Origin of the sequence: Methanomassiliicoccus sp. (assembly GCA_033485155.1) — an archaeon.
Classification (GTDB): Archaea; Thermoplasmatota; Thermoplasmata; order Methanomassiliicoccales; family Methanomassiliicoccaceae; genus UBA6.
In genome coordinates, this window is sequence record JAWQJJ010000005.1 from 194,500 (window position 1) to 213,076 (window position 18,577).

Consider the following 18,577-nt stretch of genomic DNA (forward strand, 5'->3'; position numbering starts at 1 on the left):
AACCTTTTAAAACCCCTTTCCTTTGTGGTTCTGGGATGCCTCCTACTACCGCTCAGAAACTGGCCAAGAGCCAGAAGGAGATATCAGTCTCCGAGTTCTTCGAGAAGAATCGACAGATCCTGGGTTTCGATTCACCGATCAAATCGCTCATCATGGGAGTCAAGGAGGCCGTGGACAACGCCCTCGACGCCTGCGAGGAGGCGCAGATCCTTCCTGACATAGTGGTCAAGATCGATAAGATCGACCAGAAAGAGTACCGTGTCAGCGTCGAAGACAACGGCCCGGGCATCGTGTCTACATCCATGCCCAATGTGTTCGGCCGTTTGCTGTACGGCTCTAGGTTCCACGCCGTGCGGCAATCCAGGGGTCAGCAGGGCATCGGGATCTCCGCCACCATCATGTATGGGCAGATCACTACCGGGAAGGCAGCCACCGCACGGTCCAAGGTGGAGGGAGCGGAGGCAGCCAAAGAGATCGACATTATCATCGACACCAAGAAGAACGCCCCCATCCTGCTGCGGGAGGACTACATACCCTGGAACGACAAGCCACACGGCACCAGGGTGGATTTTTACATGAATGGACGGTACGTCACCGGCAAGCAGTCGGTGCTGGAGTATCTCCGCCAGACGGCGATCGTCAACCCCCACGCCACCATCACCTTCATTGATCCCGACGGCAAGCGTTTCACATTCGAGCGGGCCACGGACCAGATGCCCCCTCTGTGCAAGGAGATCAAACCTCATCCCGACGGCATTGAGCTCGGGACGCTGATGAACATGATCAAGGCCACCAAGGAGAAGAACCTGATCAAGTTCCTGCAGAACGATTTCAACCGCATCTCCGAGCGTGTGGCGCGGGAGATCTGTGCTGCCGCCGGATTGCCCGAGACCACCCGGCCCAGCAACCTTACCCTCGAATCGTCCAAACAGCTGTTGGAGGGGATCGGCAAGGTCAAGATCATGGCGCCCCAGGTTGACTGCCTGTCACCGATCGGAGGGAACCTCATCCGCAAGGGCCTGAAGCATGTATTAATGGACATTAAGCCGGAGTTCTACGCTCCTCCGGTGAGCCGGGAGCCCAAGGTCCACACTGGCAATCCCTTCCTGGTCGAGGTCGGTATCGTGTACGGTGGCGACCTCCCATCGGACCAGCCGGTGCAGATCCTGAGGTTCGCCAACCGTGTGCCGCTCCTCTATCAGCAGGGGGCATGCGTGGTGACCAAAGCGATCGAGGGGACCGACTGGAGAAGGTATGGGCTGGAGCAGCGGGGCGGCTCTGGAATTCCGTTCGGGCCGGCCATCATCCTCGTCCACGTCGCGTCCACCAAGATTCCGTTCACATCCGAGGCCAAGGAGGCCATCGCCTCCGTGCCCAACATCCAAGAAGAGATATCTCTGGCGCTCAAGGCCTGCGGCCGAAGCCTGAAGACCCATCTCAACAAGAAGGAGAGAAAGACCAAGACGCGGTCCAAGTTCGAGATCGTCCAGGTCATCATACCGCTGATGGCCGAAAAGACCTCTAAGATCGTTGGCAAACCAGTACCCGACCTCCGGGGAACCCTTACTAAGATCATGAACGTGGTATGGATCGATGACGAGGTCAGTTATGCCAGTAAGCGCCACCGGGTGAAGGTGCAGGTATACAATTACACGCCGAAACAGCAGAGGTTCAAAGTCCACACCGTCCTGCCCAAGGGATCCCTGGACCTCGCCTCGTGCAACCTCAAGCCCCTGGAGGTCAAAGAGGACGAGAAGATTACCTGGGAGCTGCCCAAGATCGCCTCCACCGCCTTGTATGAGCTGACCTTCGAGCTTCAGGGATTGGATCAGGATGCCTTTTCGGAGACGGAGGTATACGTCTCTGGCATCAACCCTGTGGATGTCATGGGTGCCGATCCCCTCCCCGGCGATTGGGACCTGGAGGGCGTCAACTTCACCGAGGATGAGGCCCCGGCAGCGGAGAAAGCAGAGGATGAGGAGGAGGAGCCGGACTACGACGAGTCGGGAGAGGAGCTCAATGATGAGTAATCAACGCAACACTGATGCCATAAAGCGGCTCTATTCCATATCCGAGTCGATCTACGATCAGCTGGACAAGGGCCAGGTACCCAAGATGGTCCTCCCCCTGAGGACCAAAGCCAACATCAAGTTTGATACCCGAAGCAACGTGTGGAAGTACGGCAGCTTGAGGGGGGCCCGCTCGGCCAAGAAGGTCAAGGGAGCCATGATGTTACTCCGCACCTCGTACATGCTGGAGCTCATCCAGGACATGATCGAGACCAACAAGTCCTCGACGCTCAGAGAAGCGTACTATATCTCTGAGGGTTGGGGGAAGGCTAAGTTCCATTCCCAGGACGAGTCGAACCTTCTTGCGGAGGATCTCGAGATCGTGACTCAGTGCCTCAGGGAGGATTTCAAGCTTCGCCCCGAGGAGGATGGGGCCAGGGTCATCGGCGACATCAATATCATAGAGACGGACCGCAAGGGCAAGAAGAAGGCGATGAACTGTCGGGACGACGTCGGCGACTCCGGCTACGGGATACCTTACAATGTGGAGAAGGAGAAGCTGGAGCTAAAGAACACCTCCGCGAAGTTCGTGGTGGCCATCGAGACCGGCGGTATGTTCGACCGCCTGGTGGAGAACGGGTTCGACGAGGATTCCAACGCCGTATTAGTGCATCTGAAAGGCCAGCCGGCCCGCTCCACTCGGAGGTTTATCAAGCGCCTCAACGAGGAGATGCACCTGCCGGTGATCGTCTTCACCGATGGTGACCCCTGGTCCTTCCGCATCTATGCCTCTGTGGCCTACGGCGCGATCAAGACCGCGCACCTGTCAGAGTACCTCGCCACCCCCACCGCCGAGTACATTGGTATCACCGCCTCGGACATCGAGAACTACGAGCTGCCTACAGACAAGCTGACGGACATGGACGTGAGGGCGCTCAATGCCGAACTCAAGGACCCTAGATTCAATACCGACTTCTGGAAGGGCGAGATCGACCTCATGCTCAAGCTGAACCGGAAAGCTGAGCAACAAGCCCTGGCCAAGTATGGCCTGGACTACGTGACCGACACCTACCTGCCGGACAAGCTTAACGAGCTGGGCCTGCTGAAGAAGTGATCCCCCGAGCGGCATGTCTGACCGCTGGGAAGCGACAATGAGAGGAAAAAAGCCGGGTTACTCAGGGACCGCCCGGCCCATCATCCCTTCTCCACTGCCTTTCTTCCCTTCGCGGTCATGATATAGGTTATGCTCCGGACACCTTCCGACGCGTTCCTACACTCTGAACATCGGCATCCGCGACATTGAGCTGAGGCGCAACCGCCCTCGTCCATTATTCTTTGGATGAAGCCTTTGTCCTCCAGGAGCCTCAACCTCTGCCGGACGTCCTCTTCGCCCACGGCCAACTGATCAGCCATGTCCGTCACGGTGTTGATGCCGACACGGAGCAGCTCCAGGGTATCTCTTATCATTCCTTCCTCCCCGTCACCTGTGACCGGGGCTTTACGGCCCCGAACGCCTTGAGCTCGTGCCACAGCACCGCCAGGCAGGGGACCATCATGGGTATGGCGGGGGTGAAGTCGTCCCATGGCACCCAGCCGACGAATTCTTCATTGGCCAACAGAAAGGCCTCCGAGGCGTCCGCCATCAGAGTCAATAAAGCCACCAGGCCGATGAAAAGGCCCAGCATGCATCCAACGATGAGGAAGGCATCTCCATCCGCTCCGTTCCGGGACCTCTTCAGGGCAGCAAAGAATGTCGCACCGACCAGGAGGAGCGCCAATCCCAGCATCACGTTCCCGTTGGCTGAAGCATAGGTCAACCAGCCCTCGTGTGCGAAGATGGCCGCTAATTCCAGAACTCCCAGGGCCAGGAACCCCGAACCCATCGTCAAAGATAACATCGACCTTTTATTGTCCACGTTCACATTTTCACCTCACCACATCAGGTTGCCCAGATTGAAGACGATGAAGGCAACGATGTATGCGACCACAAGGCTGTAGATCACCGAGAACGCTGTCCACTTCAAGGAACCGGTCTCCTTCCACATCACACCCAGGGTCGCCAGGCAGGGAGTGTAGATGAGCACAAAGGACATCAGGCCCAGCGCGGTGGGTGCGGCCATGCTGTTGTCGATGCTCTCCTCCAACCCTTTGCCTTCTTCGGACCCATTTAGCACGCCTAGGGCGCCCACGACCACTTCTTTGGCCAGGAACCCAAATACCAGGGCGACGACCACCCTCCAATCGAACCCCAGCGGTGCGAATAAAGGGGCCAGGGTATGGCCTATCGCTCCGGCGTAACTGGCCTCGGTACCGTATTCCACACCCCAGGGCAGGCTTGCCAGCGCCCACACTATTATCGCGCCGAAGAGGATGACCGTTCCAGCCTTCTTCAGATACATGGAGCCTTTCTCCCACATGTGGATCACCGTACCCCTCCACAGGGGAAGGCGGTAGGGAGGCAGCTCCATTATGAAGGGTGTGCCCTCTCCTTTCAGTATCGTGTGCCGGAAGACCAGGGCCGAGAGCACGGCGACGCCGATGCCGAGCAGGTACATGCCGAACACTACCGTCCCCGCGTTACTGGGGAAGAAAATACCTGCGAACAGGACATACACGGGCAGCCTTGCGGAGCACGAGATGTAAGGGGCTGAAAGGATGGTAATCAGACGGCTCTTGGGATCCTCTATGGTACGGGAGGCCATGATGGCTGGGACGTTGCAGCCCAAGCCCAGGAGCATAGGTATGAACGATTTTCCGTGCAGGCCGATCTTGGACATGACCCGATCCATGATGAACGCGGCCCTGGCCAGATATCCGGTGTCCTCCAATATCGATAGGAGAATGAACATGATGAATATGTTCGGCACGAAGACCAACACGAAACCGACACCGCTGATGATGCCGCTCCCGAGCAGAGAAGCGAGCCAATCCGGTTGTACGTTCTGAGCCATAACTTCGGACAGCCACGCAAACCCGGAATCGATCGCCGTGGCGAAGGGAGCGGCCACCACGAATGTCAGCTGGAAGATGCCCCACATCAAGGCGAGAAAAATGGGGATGCCGAGATACTTGTTGGTGACTACCCGGTCAATAGCATCCGAGAGGGACCTCTTCTCCGTTCCCCGGTGGTAGACGTCGGAGAGCAGTGAGGTGATCTTGTCATACCTACGGTCCACGAAGGACATCTCCATCTCTTCCTGGTCCACCGTCTTGAGCATCGAGCTGATACTCCTGACGGCCTCTCCTCCCTTCACCAGGTCCTCCGGCCGAATGAGACCTTCGATGAGCCTGAGACTGGACCATCTCATGGAGTACATGCTCCCACGCTCCCGGAGCAAGAGACTTTCGATCCCGCTAACCAGCCCCTCGGCCTCCCGGCCCAGGTCCACTAGCGGGCGGGGGATCTTGCCCCCCGAGGATGTTCTAACGATGACGTTCAGGAGATCATTGATTCCTTTCTTCCCGGTGGCCGATACACGAACCGCTGGTACGCCCAACAGGTCCGATAACTTGTCCACATCGAGCTTATCCCCACGGGCATCGGCCATGTCCGACATGTTGAGGGCGAGCACCAGCCTCTGCCCCATGTCCAGCAATTGAGTGGTGAGATAGAGGTTGCGCTCCAGGTTGGTGGAGTCGACCACCTGCACCACCACGTCGACTCCGCCGGCGGCAATGAAATCGTTAGCCACGGCCTCGTCCGGCGAGCGGGCCGCGAGGCTGTAGGTGCCGGGCAGATCGGTTATGTTCAGGACCTGGTCCTGATGCCATCGGGTACCGGTCTTCTTCTCTATCGTGACCCCGGGCCAGTTACCGACATGCTGCCGCGAACCGGTCAGCACGTTGAACAGGCTGGTCTTGCCCACATTGGGGTTCCCGATCAGGGCTACGTTGATTTCCTTTCTCACGCTGCCCACCTAACCTTAGTACAGCTTGATCTTGCTCGCTAGCCCCATGCTCAGCGCCAAGCGAGTTCCGTTCACCCATACGATTAGGCCTCGGCCATCGGTCTTGAGGACTTTGATCTTGGCTCTCTCCACGAATCCCATCTCCCTAAGCCGCGTAGAGGCCCAGGTATTCCCGGCAATCTCCCTTACGATGCACTCGCTTCCTTCCCCGACCATTGCCAGGGACAGCTCCGCGGATATCTTCATCCCTCCCTCGGCCAGACGACCACGGCGGAAGCATCGCTTTTGCGTAAGGATATGGAGTAGCCTCGGACGGTGAACTCTACCGGATCGTTGAGCGGGGCCCTGCGGACCATGACGATCTCTGCCCCGGGGCAGAGCCCCATCTCCGCGATCCTACGCCGTGCTGCTCCTTTCGATTCCACTCTTACAATGATGGCAGAGCTCCCGGGCTCCAGCCGGTCCAGGGTGATCTCGTTCATTTATACACCTTTTTAGGAATACCGAAATTTTTCTTTCGGAGTTCCTAAACTATAGTTCGGTATTTAAATTTAGCCTAGCCTAAATCTTTTTCCGCGAAGAATGTGATCAGAGGGGGACGAGAAAAATAGCGCGATTGGAAAAATAAAAATGAAGAAGCGGCCAGGCTGCTTCAGTTACCCGCTTCCCGGATGCGACCGAGCACGAAGTCCCGGTCGAGGGTAGAAAGGAAGAACCCGAGCCTGGGCCCCTGCTTCTGGTCGCAGAAGATGCGGTACAGGGTCTGGAACCCACCCCTGGCGCCGATGGCGGCAGCCTTGGCACAGCCGTACATGGCGTCGTGGATGGATTCCCCCTTCCACTCCACGCTCTCCATCGCCACCAGAAGGTCGCGGAGGAAGGTCTTCTCCTGCTCGGTCAGCTGGCAATCGGGCATCGCCTGGCATACCGCAAACTTGACCTCATCGGGGGCGAAGGAGCTGAGCCAGTAGCGGACGCAATCGACCCGTTGCTTCAGGATGCCCATGTCCTCCGGCGATACCGAATCGTCCACCGCGCCCATGCGGCGGAGGACCGAGAGCACGCCCTCGAAACCGTCGGTGATCTGGACCAGGGACACGAGGTGACGATACGGCACCTGCAGGGGCAGCTTGGATCGTGGCCCCTCGGGCTGCGACAGCTCGTAAGCCCGCAGGAGGTCTTTGTCCCTCTCTTCGCAGCCACCGCAGTAGTACATGTTCTCAACCCGGTCGTATTCGTCCACCATGTCCAAGATACCCAACCCCGCGTCGTAGTCGATGTGGCGGTTGGTGTTCACCCGGAGCACAATATAGTTCATGACTGAGGCAGGGGTGATGCGCAACGCATCCACACCGGTGACCGTCGAGCCGGTGGACTTATGCATCTGCCCCTTTCCCTTCAGCTGCACGAACTCATAAGGAATAGGGTGCGGTGGGTCGATGCCGAAGACCTCCTTCGCCAGCCGGACCCCGGTATCATACGAGCCCCCGGCCGCCGCATGGTCCTTTCCGAACGGTTCGCAGGTCACCCCGAACACTTTCCACTTGGCGGCCCACTCGACCCGCCATGGCATCTTGCCGTCGGCCTTGCGAATGTCCGCCTTCCCAGAGTGGCCGCAGGCACAGCGGTAGGAGACGAAGGGGAACTCGTACCCCTCCACCTTGGCATGAGTCAACCGACCGCACTTCTCACATCGCGGCGTGTAAGGGTAAAAATCCTTGGGGACATCCCGACCGGAGACCTCCTTGAGAATCTGGACCACGAGATCCTTCTTAGTGATGGCCATGTCGATGACTTCGGCGAACTTGCCCTGCTCGTACTGCTCATGCGTCCACAGCACGTCACAGTGGATGCCAAGCTCCTTGATTGAGTCGAGGAACGGCTGGATATAGTGCTGGGCATAGTTCTTGTGCTCCCCGCAGGGGCAAGGGATGTAGGCGAGCGGTCGTCCGACCTCAGCCTCGAAGCTCTCCGGCAGGAAGGGATACCTCTTACGGAGGGGGTCCCAGGAATCGACGAGATAGATCATGCGGACGTTGGCTCCCTTCTTGGCGACCGCCTTCCTCACCGCCTCCGCAGTGATCGCTTCCCTCAAGGTCCCTACGTGCAGGGTCCCCGATGGAGTGATCCCAGTGTTGATCAGATGGATATCGCCCTTTTCCAGAAGAGTGTTGGCCTCAACGTCTGCCCAGTGCATGATATCGACCAATCGCGAAAAGAGAGCGCTCTAATTAAACTATCCCGTTGGGCTGCACGCTCTCCTCCTTTTTACGAAACGATGGGACTAAGGAAAAGAGGATAAGCAACCTGAGACAATAGTAAAAATTTATGTCGACCCTACACATGATAAAGGCCGTAGCGGTCTTGAGGGCCAAGGAGCTGCAGGAGCAGCGCCCCGAAGCCTTGGTCACCCAGGAGTTATTGGAAGATCGGGCGATCGTCTCGGTAAGATTGAATGACCGGATACTGGAGACCGACTTCATCGAGTCCAAAAACTCCATCCTGCACCCCCGCAGGTGCAATGAGTACTATGATGTCCTAGGACAGGGGATCAAGCTCGGGATCATCGTGCCGACCAAGGATGTGGAGGTGGAAAGGGTAAAATTGAAGCGCGTCAAGGGTCCGGACCGCCTTGTCGTCCTCGGCTACGACGAGAACCTGGGTTATCACCCTGCGGCCGTCTGAACCACACCTCAAAATATTTAATACATTGAGCGATTCTGAAGGTTTGAGCATATGCCCCCAAAGAGCAAGAAGAACACGGGATTCCAATCCGCTGCAGGCCTCATCCGATACTTTGACAATGAGGTCGACAAGGGCCCGGTATTGAAGCCTTGGTACATCGTTGGCGGGATCCTAGCTCTCGTCATCATCGTGTCCCTGGCCAAAGTCATCTGGCCTGTTTGATCCGACCCGACCGGAGCTGCCCGGGAGCAACTGTTCTACGTCGCTTCCTACCGTGGCATTCCCTACCTCGGAGACGCTCGCAGACACCGCAATCGCGTTGGAAATTATTAAATGCGAGTTGCATTGTCCCGGGGTCGAGTGAACGTAACATGACCATGTGGAAAGATCTGCCGGTCGGGAGAGACCCCCCCAATATCATCAATGTGATAGTGGAGACCCCGAAGGGCAGCAAGAACAAGTATGAAGTGTCCAAGGACTATGATGCGATCGTGCTGGACAGGGTCTTGCACTCCAGCGTGGTGTTCCCTCTCGAGTACGGAATGGTTCCCCGGACGTTCTACGAGGACGGGGATGCCATCGACGCCATGGTCATCATGTCCGAACCGACTTTCACCGGTTGCATCGTCGAAGCCAGACCTATCGGTCTGCTCCGCATGCGTGACGAGCACGGTGGCGACGATAAGGTCTTGTGCGCCGCGACCAGGGATCCCCGCAATCGCGAGTATCATGACCTGCACAATCTCCCTACCCACTACCTGGAGGAGATCGCGGAGTTCTTCCGGACCTATAAGCACCTCGAGGAGGGGAAGAACACCGAGGTTCTGGGATGGGAAGGTAAGAAGTCCGGTCTGGATTGCATCCTAGCCGGGATGGACCTGTTCAAACGCAACTTCGAATAATAAAAAAACGGGGGCGAGGCCCCCTTTTACTTTTCCTCTTCCTGACGGATGACCCTGCGAGTCTCCGTGGTCGTCGTCTCCGAGTATTCCGGCGGCTTTTCTTTGTGCTCCGAACTCATCCCCTTCTTAAAGCCGGAGGTTAGTTCCTTAGTAACTGAGGCGGTCTTGCGTATGGCCCTGCCGATCACTTCACCGGCACGGTTGGCGAAATCCTCCGCCCCCCTGCTCTCCTCAAGCTCCTTGGCCTTTCCGGAGACCATGTGGGAGACATCCCTTCCCTTCGCGCCCATGGTCGAGGCCACCTTGCCAGTGTCGACCGACTTAGCCTTTTCGGTGACCGTCTGGGTCATCCCCTTGGCTTTGGAGACCGCCGCGGCAGTCATGCCCTGCTCCCGGGGCGCCTGCCCCGAGGGTGCCGAGGGATAGTAACCGGAAGGTGCACCCGAGGGAGCACGGCCGGTCGCCTCAGGTCCACTGGTGAAGTATTCGCCGGTGGACGCTCTCTCGGTATCCTGGTATCGGGGATCGCGATACACGCTCCCGGTTCCGGCGGGATAGTCGGTGGCCGATCTTCTGCGTTCTGCTCCCCCTTCCCTGCTGCCCACATCTGGGCCAGCGGTGAAGTATTCGCCGGTGGACGCTCTCTCGGTATCCTGGTATCGGGGATCGCGATACACGCTCCCGGTTCCGGCGGGATAGTCGGTGGTGGAGGGTTTCCTTGATTCCCCGGCCCCTCTTGCTACATCCGGGCCGGACGTGAAGGATTCTCCGGTAGAAGCGCGCTCGACAGGCGATTCAGGCGATTCTGGATAATAGCTTCCCCTGCCAGCGGGATAGCCCACGGCATCGGACCCGGTCCGCCTCATGTCCTCCCTGCTCATGTACCTCTGTTCGGATGGGGGGCCCTGCATGCTCGGCCCGCTGGTGAACGACTCACCGGTCGAGGCGGGTCCCCTCGGCTCGGCGTTGGGGTCACGATATCGGCTGCCAGTTCCAGCGGGGAAATCGGTCTGCCTCTCCACCCAATCAGAGGGCTGCTCCCTACCCACCCCACTGCCCCGCTCGAGCTGGGGGTTAAGCCCAGGGACCACTCTTCGTTCTACGTCCTGGGTGTCCTCGGGCCTGATCTGCCCCTGTTGCCCATATCTTGGGGACGTTTGAGATGCGCCGGACCTCTCAGCCTGCTCCATGGCGATCTGGGCCCTCATATCCTCGCCTCCCTCCTTCATACGACGGACCCGTTCCTCATCATCTAACTTTTTTTGTACTTCCATCCTGCGTTGTTCGTTCATCATGGTTTTGTTCTCCTGCTGATCTTCGTCTCTCCTTGCCCCTGGCCGTGGCCTACCCATTAGTACGAAGACCATCGGCCCCTGTTGCCCTGACGACGTAGCTTTTTGGTGCTGACCATATAAACAATTTACTGCTATTGAAAATGATAATACTTATCCAGATTGATTTTTATATTGAAATATATGGTATCCTAAATTATAAAATCTGTAATGAACAAAAAGGTTCTGCGTGCAGCGGGGGTCGGTTATCCTTCGGACGATGATCGAAACATCTTCAACTTGTCCTGCGGCGAGCGAGGTGTTCGAACGCCATCATCACTGTGAGCTCCGCTCCCAGCAGCTCCTACGCCCCATCCAGTCCCGCTCCGCCGGCGCCTTCGACATTCGTCATCCGGGCCGAACCGGCCATCCCCTTCTTTAAATAGACTGGGTTGAGATTATTGATCATGGCCGATATTCTGAGCACGGCAATTGGCTTCTTGATTGCACTGGTGATCAGCACCATCATCATCTACCTGGTGGCCAAGTTGACGGGGGAGAAGGAGGGCATCGGGACTGCGGTGCTGGCCGCCCTTATCGGTACCGTCATCTATACTATCACCTACTGGCTACTGGGCAACGGGCTGCTGGCCGCGGTTCTTGGAGGCATCGTGTGGCTGCTGGCCCTGAAGGGGTTATACGGCATAGGCTGGCTCAAAGCGCTGCTTGTAGCCATCCTCATATGGATCATTACCGCCATCGTCGGGATCTTCCTTCCCACCCTGACCGGCCCGCTGTAGGTGCCGTATAGATCCAGTTGCTGAGCCACATCGATACAGTTGGAGGCCTCACCGTCCGCTACCCGTGGAAAGGAAGCGGACGATAGGAAGCATCAGAGGGATTGACCCAAAGACCGTGCCTCCTTCAGCAGGTCCTTACGCTCCAAGACCGCATTGGGACTTCCCCCGGCGGCCATGTTAACCGCTCCCACCTTGACGAAGCCGTAGGTGGTGAGGAGCTTGTCAAAGTCCTTGAATACGGTGTCGAACAGCCTGGGGTCCGGGTTGCCCTGGCTGGTGATGACGACGGCCTTCTTCCCCTTGGGCAGTGTCACCGTGAAGTCGGGATTAAGGAACACATACATACGGTCGATGAACGCACGGAACTGGGAGGTGAACTGCCAGTAGTATATGGGCGAACCGAAGACCACCGCGTCGGCGGTCCTCATCGACTCCATGAGCCGGGACATGTCATCATTGAGCTGGCATCGGTGGTGGGTCTTGCAGTACATGCAGGCCTGGCAACCCTTATAGTCCATCTGATTGAGATTATACTTCTCCACCTGGCCGCCCTTCTCGGCGACGGAGCTGAGGACCTCTTGTACTAACGTCTCCACGTTCCCGTTCTTGCGCGGACTACCTACGATACCGATGACTTTCATTCCGATCGAGCCAGGTAATCGGTTTCCCATACTTCAATACCGTGCCCGTTCCGCCCGCGAGGGCCTTCGGCACATCCTCGGACCGGGGGGTGATACTTTTAATTTATAGAACACGATAATGCTAGCACCGGATGGTGAGTGGTAAGATGAAGGTTCTCATAGTATACGATACGGTGTCCGAGGCCAAGGTGACCGGCAAAGTCGCCGACGCGGTGACGGTGGCGATGAGGGAGACGGGGGCCTCGGTGGAGGCGTACTTCGTAGAGGATGCTGGCAAGATGAACGTCAAGGACTTCGATTGCCTGATCGTGGGGGCACCGACGATGGCATGGCGGCCATCGAAGCGGATGAAGGGTTTCCTGGCCAGCCTCAAGGGCACCGACTTCTCCGGCAAGTCGGCGACATCGTTCGACACCCAGATGAAATCGAGCCTGAGCGGCAATGCCACCAAGCATATGGATAAAGAGCTTATCGGACTGGGGTTCAGGCTCGTTTCGCCAGCCTTGGTCGCCTACGTGGAGAGCAAGGACCGGATGTACATGCTCATGGATGGTGAGCTGGAGAAAGCCAAAGCGTGGGGCAGAGAGGTGGCCAAGGCGCTGGCAAAGTGAGCGCCCATCGATCGGATGAGCTTAGAAGTGCATCGAACGCAGGGCGCACCGCCATGATGCGCCCTGCCGATGAATAATTTGTTTAGTGGAGTTTCAGTCCTTCCAGACCTTTTCCAGGTCAACGTGCCGGCGGACCATCTCAGCCACCATGTCGATCTTAGCGGTGTCCGAGGGGTCTATGCGAGCGATCAGATTGTCCACCATGTCTGCGGCGACCTGCGTACCGTGGCCGACCAGGAGGACCGGCACCTGCATATCCTCGGCCTTGGCCAGGATCTGGTTGTCAGGATACAGTCCACCGGTCAGGATGAGGCAGGAGGTGTCGGTGCTGAGTGCGGCCATTAGCATGTCCGACCGGTCACCGCCGGTGATCATAGCCTTGCGGTTCAGCCGGCGCATTTCCTTCATTGCCGATTCGGCGGTCATACCGCCGACCATGATCTTCTCCACGCTACGGTTGAGACCTTCCACTCCGGCAAGGACCTCGGCGTTGAGGCCTTCCACGATTTCCTTGACGTGGGGATAGTTGAGCTCCTCCATAGCCGGGATGGTGCCCAGGACATCGACCCCGCCGTTCTTGACCAGCCTTTCCACTCCGGGGTCGTTGCACATGTTGAGGATGACCCCCTTTAGCTTCTGGCCGTTCGCTTCCATGAGCCGCTGATACACGGTGATCATGTCGATCGCCTCCGGCGTACCGGGGGAGATGAGGATGACCTCGGCGTTCAGCTCCTTGGCGATAGCCATACCGTCCATGTGGTGCCTGGCGCCCGTGCTGAAGAGCTGCGGCCCTTCGACCATCATGAACTCAGCCTCGTCCTTGACCTTGTCGAACCCATCTATGACGCTCTGAATGCTGACGGGATTGAAGGTGTCGTACTTCAAGGGGGAGAGCATCTCCTCGCTGGCTTCGAGGCCCAGCGCCACTTTCATCATGTGAGCGTCCCGGTCCACCACCCGGTGGTTGATGCACAGGACCTCCTCGCGGAATGGCTTGTAATATCCCAGCTTCCCCGAGAAGTTCTTGGCCAGGCCAAGGGCGATCGTGCTCTTACCAGAGTATTCAAGCACCGAGCTTAGAAATAGTGTCCTCATTAGTTCTCCCTCCTTAGTACCACAAGGGCGTCCACAGCATATGTGCCCTTCCCCTCATCCCCGACCATTACCGGATTGACCTCCAGTTCCGATATCTCCGGGAAATCGAGAGCGATCTGAGCGATGCGGAAGATTGTGTCCTTTAACGTTTCGATGTCCGCGGCCTTGCCTCCCCTCGCCCCCGTGAGGATGGGGTACGAGCGGATGGACCTGACCATGGAGTCCACGTCATACTTGGACAGAGGGGCGATGCGCTGTGACACGTCCTTCATGATCTCCACGAACACCCCTCCCAACCCGAAGGTGATGACCGGCCCGAACTGCTCGTCCCTGGTCATGCCCATCAGGACTTCTTTCCCTTTGACCATCTGGCAGATGGTTATGCCGTTGAGAGCGGCCCCGGGCACACGGGAGCGGACCTTCGACATCATGAGCTCGTAGCTCTGCCGTACCGCCTCCTCCGAGTTCACCCCGACCATCACCCCGCCCACGTCGGATTTGTGGGCGATGTCCGGGGAATCGATCTTCATGACCACCGGGAAGCCGATCCTGGAAGCGGCCTGGGCCGCCTCCTCCGGGGTCCTGGCAGTTATCTCCATGGGGATGGCGACGCCATAGGCACGTAAAATCTCCTTCCCCTCGCTCTCGCTCAGCGAGGTTCGCCCGGTACGACGCACCAGATCGATGATTTCCTTAGCCCTCCGCTTGTCGCCCTCGATCACCACGGGCGATGTGTCAATGGACGCATCTCTCATCTTACGGTAGCGGACCATTCCCCCCAGCGCTCGGATGGCCTTGTCCGGGGAATCGTAGCAGGGGACCTTGGCCTCGTGCATCATCTCTATGCCTACGCTGGTCTTGCTCCCTCCGACGAACGCACCGACCACCGGCATGGAGACTTTGCCGGAGAATGACGCTAGGTGCTCCGCCACTGCCTTGATATCCACAGTGTCCAGGGGAGCAAGGAGGACGGCGACGCAGGACACGTTGGGGTCCTCCATGACCGTCTTGAGTGCGAACTCGTATCGGGCCGCGGTCGCATCCCCCAGCACATCCACCGGATTGTAGACGTTGGCCGCCTCGGGGAGGTACGACTTCAACTTGTCGATGGTGCTCTTCTCAAAGGATGCCAGCGTGAGGCCGTAATCGGAGCAAGCGTCCGCGGCCATGACTCCGTGACCGCCGGCATTGGTCACGATGGCGAGACCATCGCCCTTAGGCATGGGCATGTTGGAGAATACCTGGAGGAGATCGAACAGCTCGTCAATGGTCTTCACCCGCAGCACGCCCGACTGAGCGAGCGCCGCATCGTAGACCTTGTCACTGCCCGATAGCGCCCCGGTATGCGAGGATGCGGCCTTGGAACCCGAGCTAGTCCTCCCAGACTTGAGTACGATGATGGGCTTCACCTGAGTGGTGCTGAACGCCTCTTTCATCAACTCCTTGCCACGGTTGGCGCCCTCGATGTACATCCCGATGACCTTTGTCTGCTCATCATCCTTGAGATATGCGAGCAGATCGGCCTCATCAATGTCGACCTTGTTGCCTACGCTGATGAATTTGGAGAAACCGAGCCTGCTCTTGGTGGACCAATCGAGCATTGAAGAGCACACCGCCCCGGACTGGGAGGCGATGGCGATGGACCCGGCCATAGGGTGGATGTTGGTGAATGTGGCATTCATCTTGTGATGGGTGTTCATTATGCCCATGCAGTTCGGTCCCAGGACGCGCATACCGTACTTCTTGGCGATGTCCCCGACCTTGCGCTCGAGCAGCGCGCCCTCCTTGCCCAGCTCCTTGAACCCTGCGGTGATGACAATGGCCGCCTCCGCACCCTTGATGCCCGCCTCCTCCATCACTGAGGGCACCAGGGTGCTGGGAACACAGATGATGACCTGCTCTACCTTCCCCGGTATGGCGGTCAGTGAGGGATAGGCCTTACACCCCAGGATCTCCCCGGCCTTGGGGTTGATGGGGTACAGCTTCCCCTTGAACTTGGACTGGATCAGGTTGTTGAAAACAATGTGACCGATCTTCCGTTCGTCGTTCGATGCGCCGACCACCGCTATGCTTTCTGGCTCGAAGAGGGCTTTCATTGGGATCAACCAAGAATCGTTGATAAATTTTTGTCCGTAACTTTCGAGGTCGAATTTAAAAGTTGGCTAAAAAACCCCTAGTTTGACATAGGTCGCCATCGACAATCGTAGTAAAAGTTGTTTCCGTGTTCTAAAATCACGACAAATGTACGATAATAGAGATTATTATTTTAGAAAAAGAAAGAAAATGTCCAGCGGGCCGTAGCCCGGGGGTTCGGTCCATGCGGCCAGGGCTGTTCAGCCGTGGTCACTGGATCTTGTCGCAGCAGAAGTTATCGAAGATATCCTTCCAGAACAGGATGCCGACAAGCTTGCCATCCTTGTCCACCACCGGAAGGCGGGCGACATCGTGGGCTCTCATCATCTTGACGGCTTCGGCCAGCTTGGTATCGGGCTGAACGGTGTGTACCGGCTTGGTCATTACCTCGGAGATCTTGAGGTGGATGAACTTGGACCGGCTGGTCATGAAGCGGCGCAAGATGTCCCGTTCGGTAAAGATGCCCTGCACCGCCCCTGTCTTTTCGTCCACCACGATGACGCTGCCGATGTCGTTCTCGATCATCAGCTCGATGGCGCTGATGACGGAATCCTCAGGAGCGACTATCTCCTTCTTCTTGATCATGTAATCTTTAACGAGCTCGACCATTTTTATCGGACGGGCGGAAGGTCCAGCTCAATAAATAATTTCCTCAAGGGTGTCGAGGGGGAGCAGGCCCCGCGACTAAGGGGTTCACAGCAGGGGAGCGGCGAGGCGGAACACCGACTCCTTGATCCGTTCCGACAACGGCCGGTGGTCGTACGCTTCCTTGGTTAGCTCGGTGCAGGACTCCATATCCCGGAGGAAGATCGTCTCATGCTCCTTTCCCACCTCGTCGCTGTAGATCACGGCATTGGTCTCGAAGTTCAGACTGAAACCCCGGATATCCCAGTTCGCGCTCCCGATGCTGGTCACGACCCCGTCGACAATGATGGTCTTCGCGTGCAGGAAACCGTTCTCATAGTAATAGGCCCTTACTCCCGATACGAGCATCTCACCAACATACGACTGGCTCACCCAGTGGACCATGGGCACGTCCTTGCGGCGGGGGACCATGATCCTGACGTCCACACCGGACCGGGCGGCGATGCTCAGCATATCGATTACGCTCCTGTCCGGGACGAAGTAGGGCGTTTGTATGCGAATCGATACACGTGCCGAAGCGATGAGCTTCAGATACGCCTCCTTCACCTGGTCGGCCCGCTCCGTCGGACCGCTAGACACGACCTGCATGGCCACCTCCCCGGGGCTGTCCCCTCGAGGAAAGTAGGACTGATTACTGATGCTGTCCTCTCCAGAGGAGTAGCTCCAGTCCACCAGGAACCTGCGCTGCAAGGACTGGACCCCGCGCCCTTCCACCCGCATGTGGGTGTCCCGCCAGTGGCCCAGTTCGGGGTCCTTGCCGATGTACTCCTCTCCGACATTGAAGCCGCCGATGTATCCTATCTGTCCATCTATGACTGCTATCTTGCGGTGGTTTCGATAGTTGATGTTGAGGTTGAGCCATCTCAGCCCCGGAATGTGCGAAGGATAGAACCTGGCGTACTGTCCCCCTCTGGCCTTGAGCTCAATGAGCATCATCGGCGAAGGTCTAGCTCCTACATCATCAATGAGGAGTCGGACCTTAACACCCTCCTCGGCCTTGGCGATGAGAATGGAGAGCAGCTCGTTCCCCACGGCATCGTCATGGAACACATAATACTCGAGATGGATGTGATCCTTCGCCCGCCGGACGTCCTCGAACAGGAGGTCGTACATCTCTGGCCCCTCGGTAATCAGGCGCACCGAGTTTCCGCCGGTAAGCATGGCCCCGCCGTCCTGCAGCAGACGGACCAGCGGCTCCTGCTCCTTCAGAAGCCCTCTGGACCGATCGGCCCCCTCCTCCAGGGTGCCCGGGATGCCCGCCGCGCTCAAGCTGCGGGCATATCCCCGCTCCTTCTCCTCGAACCTCAAGACCCGCCGGTTCCATCGATGGGGCCTCCGCCCGAAGACTATGTAGAGGAAAAAACCAACCCCGGGAAGGAGAAACAAGGCCATTATCCAGAAGATCACGTTGTTGGGACTGCGCCGCTCCAGGAAGATAATAGCAAGGGCCAGAAGGAGGTTCGCGATGTAGATTACAGTGATCAAGTCCATATCCGGCGGCGCTCCTCTGGTGTGCTCAGGCTACTTATTCCAACCCCCGGTACATATCGCTGGCGTTCTCAGCACGCGGAGGGGCGCCGCACCCGACACCTCGGGCCTTCTCAATGGCGCATTAATGACGCTTATCCACGCTTGCGACTAGGGTCCCTCCATGGCCTGAGACGGAGTGCCTACCCGGCGTGATTATGCCGCTCACCTCGGCCGCAGGAGCGCTACCTCATAGAGCCTCTTGACGTAGGCAGGGGAAGGTTCCTCGAACTCCTTGATCCATTGAAGCTCATATCTCTTGGACAACTGCCTAAGCTGGTCCTCGGAGAAAAAGTGCACCACGAAGCCCATGGGGTTCTTCCACATGTCCTCCCCCTGCGGCTCGAACT

20 protein-coding genes are annotated in these 18,577 nt (G+C 57.9%); 7 read left to right on the forward strand and 13 right to left on the reverse strand.

Annotated features, from left to right (window positions below; all coding sequences use genetic code 11):
• Positions 1–35 precede the first annotated feature (35 nt).
• Both SA339_09325 and SA339_09330 read left to right on the forward strand, forming a co-directional pair.
• A complete protein-coding gene (locus tag SA339_09325; GenBank protein ID MDW5563413.1) occupies positions 36–2,030 on the forward strand; it encodes a DNA topoisomerase VI subunit B in 1,995 nt (664 codons plus the stop codon).
• Positions 2,023–3,123, forward strand: coding sequence for a DNA topoisomerase IV subunit A (locus SA339_09330; protein ID MDW5563414.1), 1,101 nt, complete (start codon positions 2,023–2,025; stop codon positions 3,121–3,123). Before SA339_09325 ends, SA339_09330 begins: the two co-directional genes overlap by 8 nt.
• An 80-nt stretch (positions 3,124–3,203) precedes the next feature.
• Here SA339_09330 and SA339_09335 read toward each other — a convergent pair whose 3' ends face one another.
• The 6 genes from SA339_09335 to lysS all read right to left on the reverse strand — a co-directional run bounded on the left by SA339_09335 (position 3,204) and on the right by lysS (position 8,114).
• On the reverse strand, positions 3,204–3,476 hold the full coding sequence (locus SA339_09335; GenBank protein ID MDW5563415.1) for a hypothetical protein: 273 nt from the start codon (positions 3,474–3,476) through the stop codon (positions 3,204–3,206).
• Positions 3,473–3,931, reverse strand: a complete 459-nt coding sequence (locus SA339_09340; GenBank protein ID MDW5563416.1) for a hypothetical protein — start codon at positions 3,929–3,931, stop codon at positions 3,473–3,475. The genes SA339_09335 and SA339_09340 overlap by 4 nt, the downstream gene beginning before the upstream one ends.
• Positions 3,932–3,940: 9 nt before the next feature.
• Complete coding sequence (gene feoB / locus SA339_09345) at positions 3,941–5,917, reverse strand: ferrous iron transport protein B (GenBank protein MDW5563417.1); 1,977 nt, start codon at positions 5,915–5,917, stop codon at positions 3,941–3,943.
• Between the two features lie 15 nt (positions 5,918–5,932).
• Positions 5,933–6,163, reverse strand: coding sequence for a FeoA family protein (locus SA339_09350; protein MDW5563418.1), 231 nt, complete (start codon positions 6,161–6,163; stop codon positions 5,933–5,935).
• The gene (locus tag SA339_09355) at positions 6,160–6,399 is read right to left on the reverse strand and encodes a FeoA family protein (GenBank protein ID MDW5563419.1); all 240 of its coding nucleotides are present in this window, start codon (positions 6,397–6,399) and stop codon (positions 6,160–6,162) included. Before SA339_09355 ends, SA339_09350 begins: the two co-directional genes overlap by 4 nt.
• 170 nt (positions 6,400–6,569) lie before the next feature.
• Positions 6,570–8,114, reverse strand: coding sequence for a lysine--tRNA ligase (gene lysS / locus SA339_09360; protein MDW5563420.1), 1,545 nt, complete (start codon positions 8,112–8,114; stop codon positions 6,570–6,572).
• 146 nt (positions 8,115–8,260) lie between these two features.
• Here lysS and SA339_09365 point away from each other — a divergent pair, with 146 nt between their 5' ends.
• The 3 genes from SA339_09365 to SA339_09375 all read left to right on the forward strand — a co-directional run bounded on the left by SA339_09365 (position 8,261) and on the right by SA339_09375 (position 9,504).
• The gene (locus tag SA339_09365; protein MDW5563421.1) at positions 8,261–8,602 is read left to right on the forward strand and encodes a hypothetical protein; all 342 of its coding nucleotides are present in this window, start codon (positions 8,261–8,263) and stop codon (positions 8,600–8,602) included.
• A gap of 51 nt (positions 8,603–8,653) precedes the next feature.
• A complete protein-coding gene (locus SA339_09370) occupies positions 8,654–8,824 on the forward strand; it encodes a preprotein translocase subunit Sec61beta (protein MDW5563422.1) in 171 nt (56 codons plus the stop codon).
• 149 nt (positions 8,825–8,973) lie between these two features.
• Positions 8,974–9,504, forward strand: coding sequence for an inorganic diphosphatase (locus tag SA339_09375; GenBank protein ID MDW5563423.1), 531 nt, complete (start codon positions 8,974–8,976; stop codon positions 9,502–9,504).
• 26 nt (positions 9,505–9,530) lie between these two features.
• Here SA339_09375 and SA339_09380 read toward each other — a convergent pair whose 3' ends face one another.
• Positions 9,531–10,712, reverse strand: coding sequence for a hypothetical protein (locus SA339_09380; protein MDW5563424.1), 1,182 nt, complete (start codon positions 10,710–10,712; stop codon positions 9,531–9,533).
• A gap of 530 nt (positions 10,713–11,242) precedes the next feature.
• Between SA339_09380 and SA339_09385 the strand changes: the two genes are divergently transcribed.
• Complete coding sequence (locus tag SA339_09385) at positions 11,243–11,575, forward strand: hypothetical protein (GenBank protein MDW5563425.1); 333 nt, start codon at positions 11,243–11,245, stop codon at positions 11,573–11,575.
• A gap of 92 nt (positions 11,576–11,667) precedes the next feature.
• Here the strand turns inward: SA339_09385 and SA339_09390 are convergent, their stop codons facing one another.
• On the reverse strand, positions 11,668–12,216 hold the full coding sequence (locus SA339_09390; protein ID MDW5563426.1) for a flavodoxin family protein: 549 nt from the start codon (positions 12,214–12,216) through the stop codon (positions 11,668–11,670).
• 131 nt (positions 12,217–12,347) lie between these two features.
• On the opposite strand from SA339_09390, the gene SA339_09395 reads away from it, so the two are divergent.
• The gene (locus SA339_09395) at positions 12,348–12,827 is read left to right on the forward strand and encodes a hypothetical protein (protein ID MDW5563427.1); all 480 of its coding nucleotides are present in this window, start codon (positions 12,348–12,350) and stop codon (positions 12,825–12,827) included.
• Between the two features lie 93 nt (positions 12,828–12,920).
• Here SA339_09395 and SA339_09400 read toward each other — a convergent pair whose 3' ends face one another.
• The 5 genes from SA339_09400 to SA339_09420 form a co-directional block, all read right to left on the reverse strand.
• Complete coding sequence (locus SA339_09400) at positions 12,921–13,922, reverse strand: DRTGG domain-containing protein (protein ID MDW5563428.1); 1,002 nt, start codon at positions 13,920–13,922, stop codon at positions 12,921–12,923.
• Complete coding sequence (locus tag SA339_09405; GenBank protein ID MDW5563429.1) at positions 13,922–16,018, reverse strand: acetate--CoA ligase family protein; 2,097 nt, start codon at positions 16,016–16,018, stop codon at positions 13,922–13,924. Before SA339_09405 ends, SA339_09400 begins: the two co-directional genes overlap by 1 nt.
• A gap of 247 nt (positions 16,019–16,265) precedes the next feature.
• The gene (locus SA339_09410; GenBank protein ID MDW5563430.1) at positions 16,266–16,664 is read right to left on the reverse strand and encodes a CBS domain-containing protein; all 399 of its coding nucleotides are present in this window, start codon (positions 16,662–16,664) and stop codon (positions 16,266–16,268) included.
• A gap of 84 nt (positions 16,665–16,748) precedes the next feature.
• Positions 16,749–18,191, reverse strand: a complete 1,443-nt coding sequence (cls, locus tag SA339_09415) for a cardiolipin synthase (protein MDW5563431.1) — start codon at positions 18,189–18,191, stop codon at positions 16,749–16,751.
• Positions 18,192–18,392: 201 nt separating this feature from the next.
• Positions 18,393–18,577, reverse strand: a 185-nt coding sequence (locus SA339_09420) for a hypothetical protein (protein ID MDW5563432.1), incomplete at its 5' end; no start/stop codon positions are given.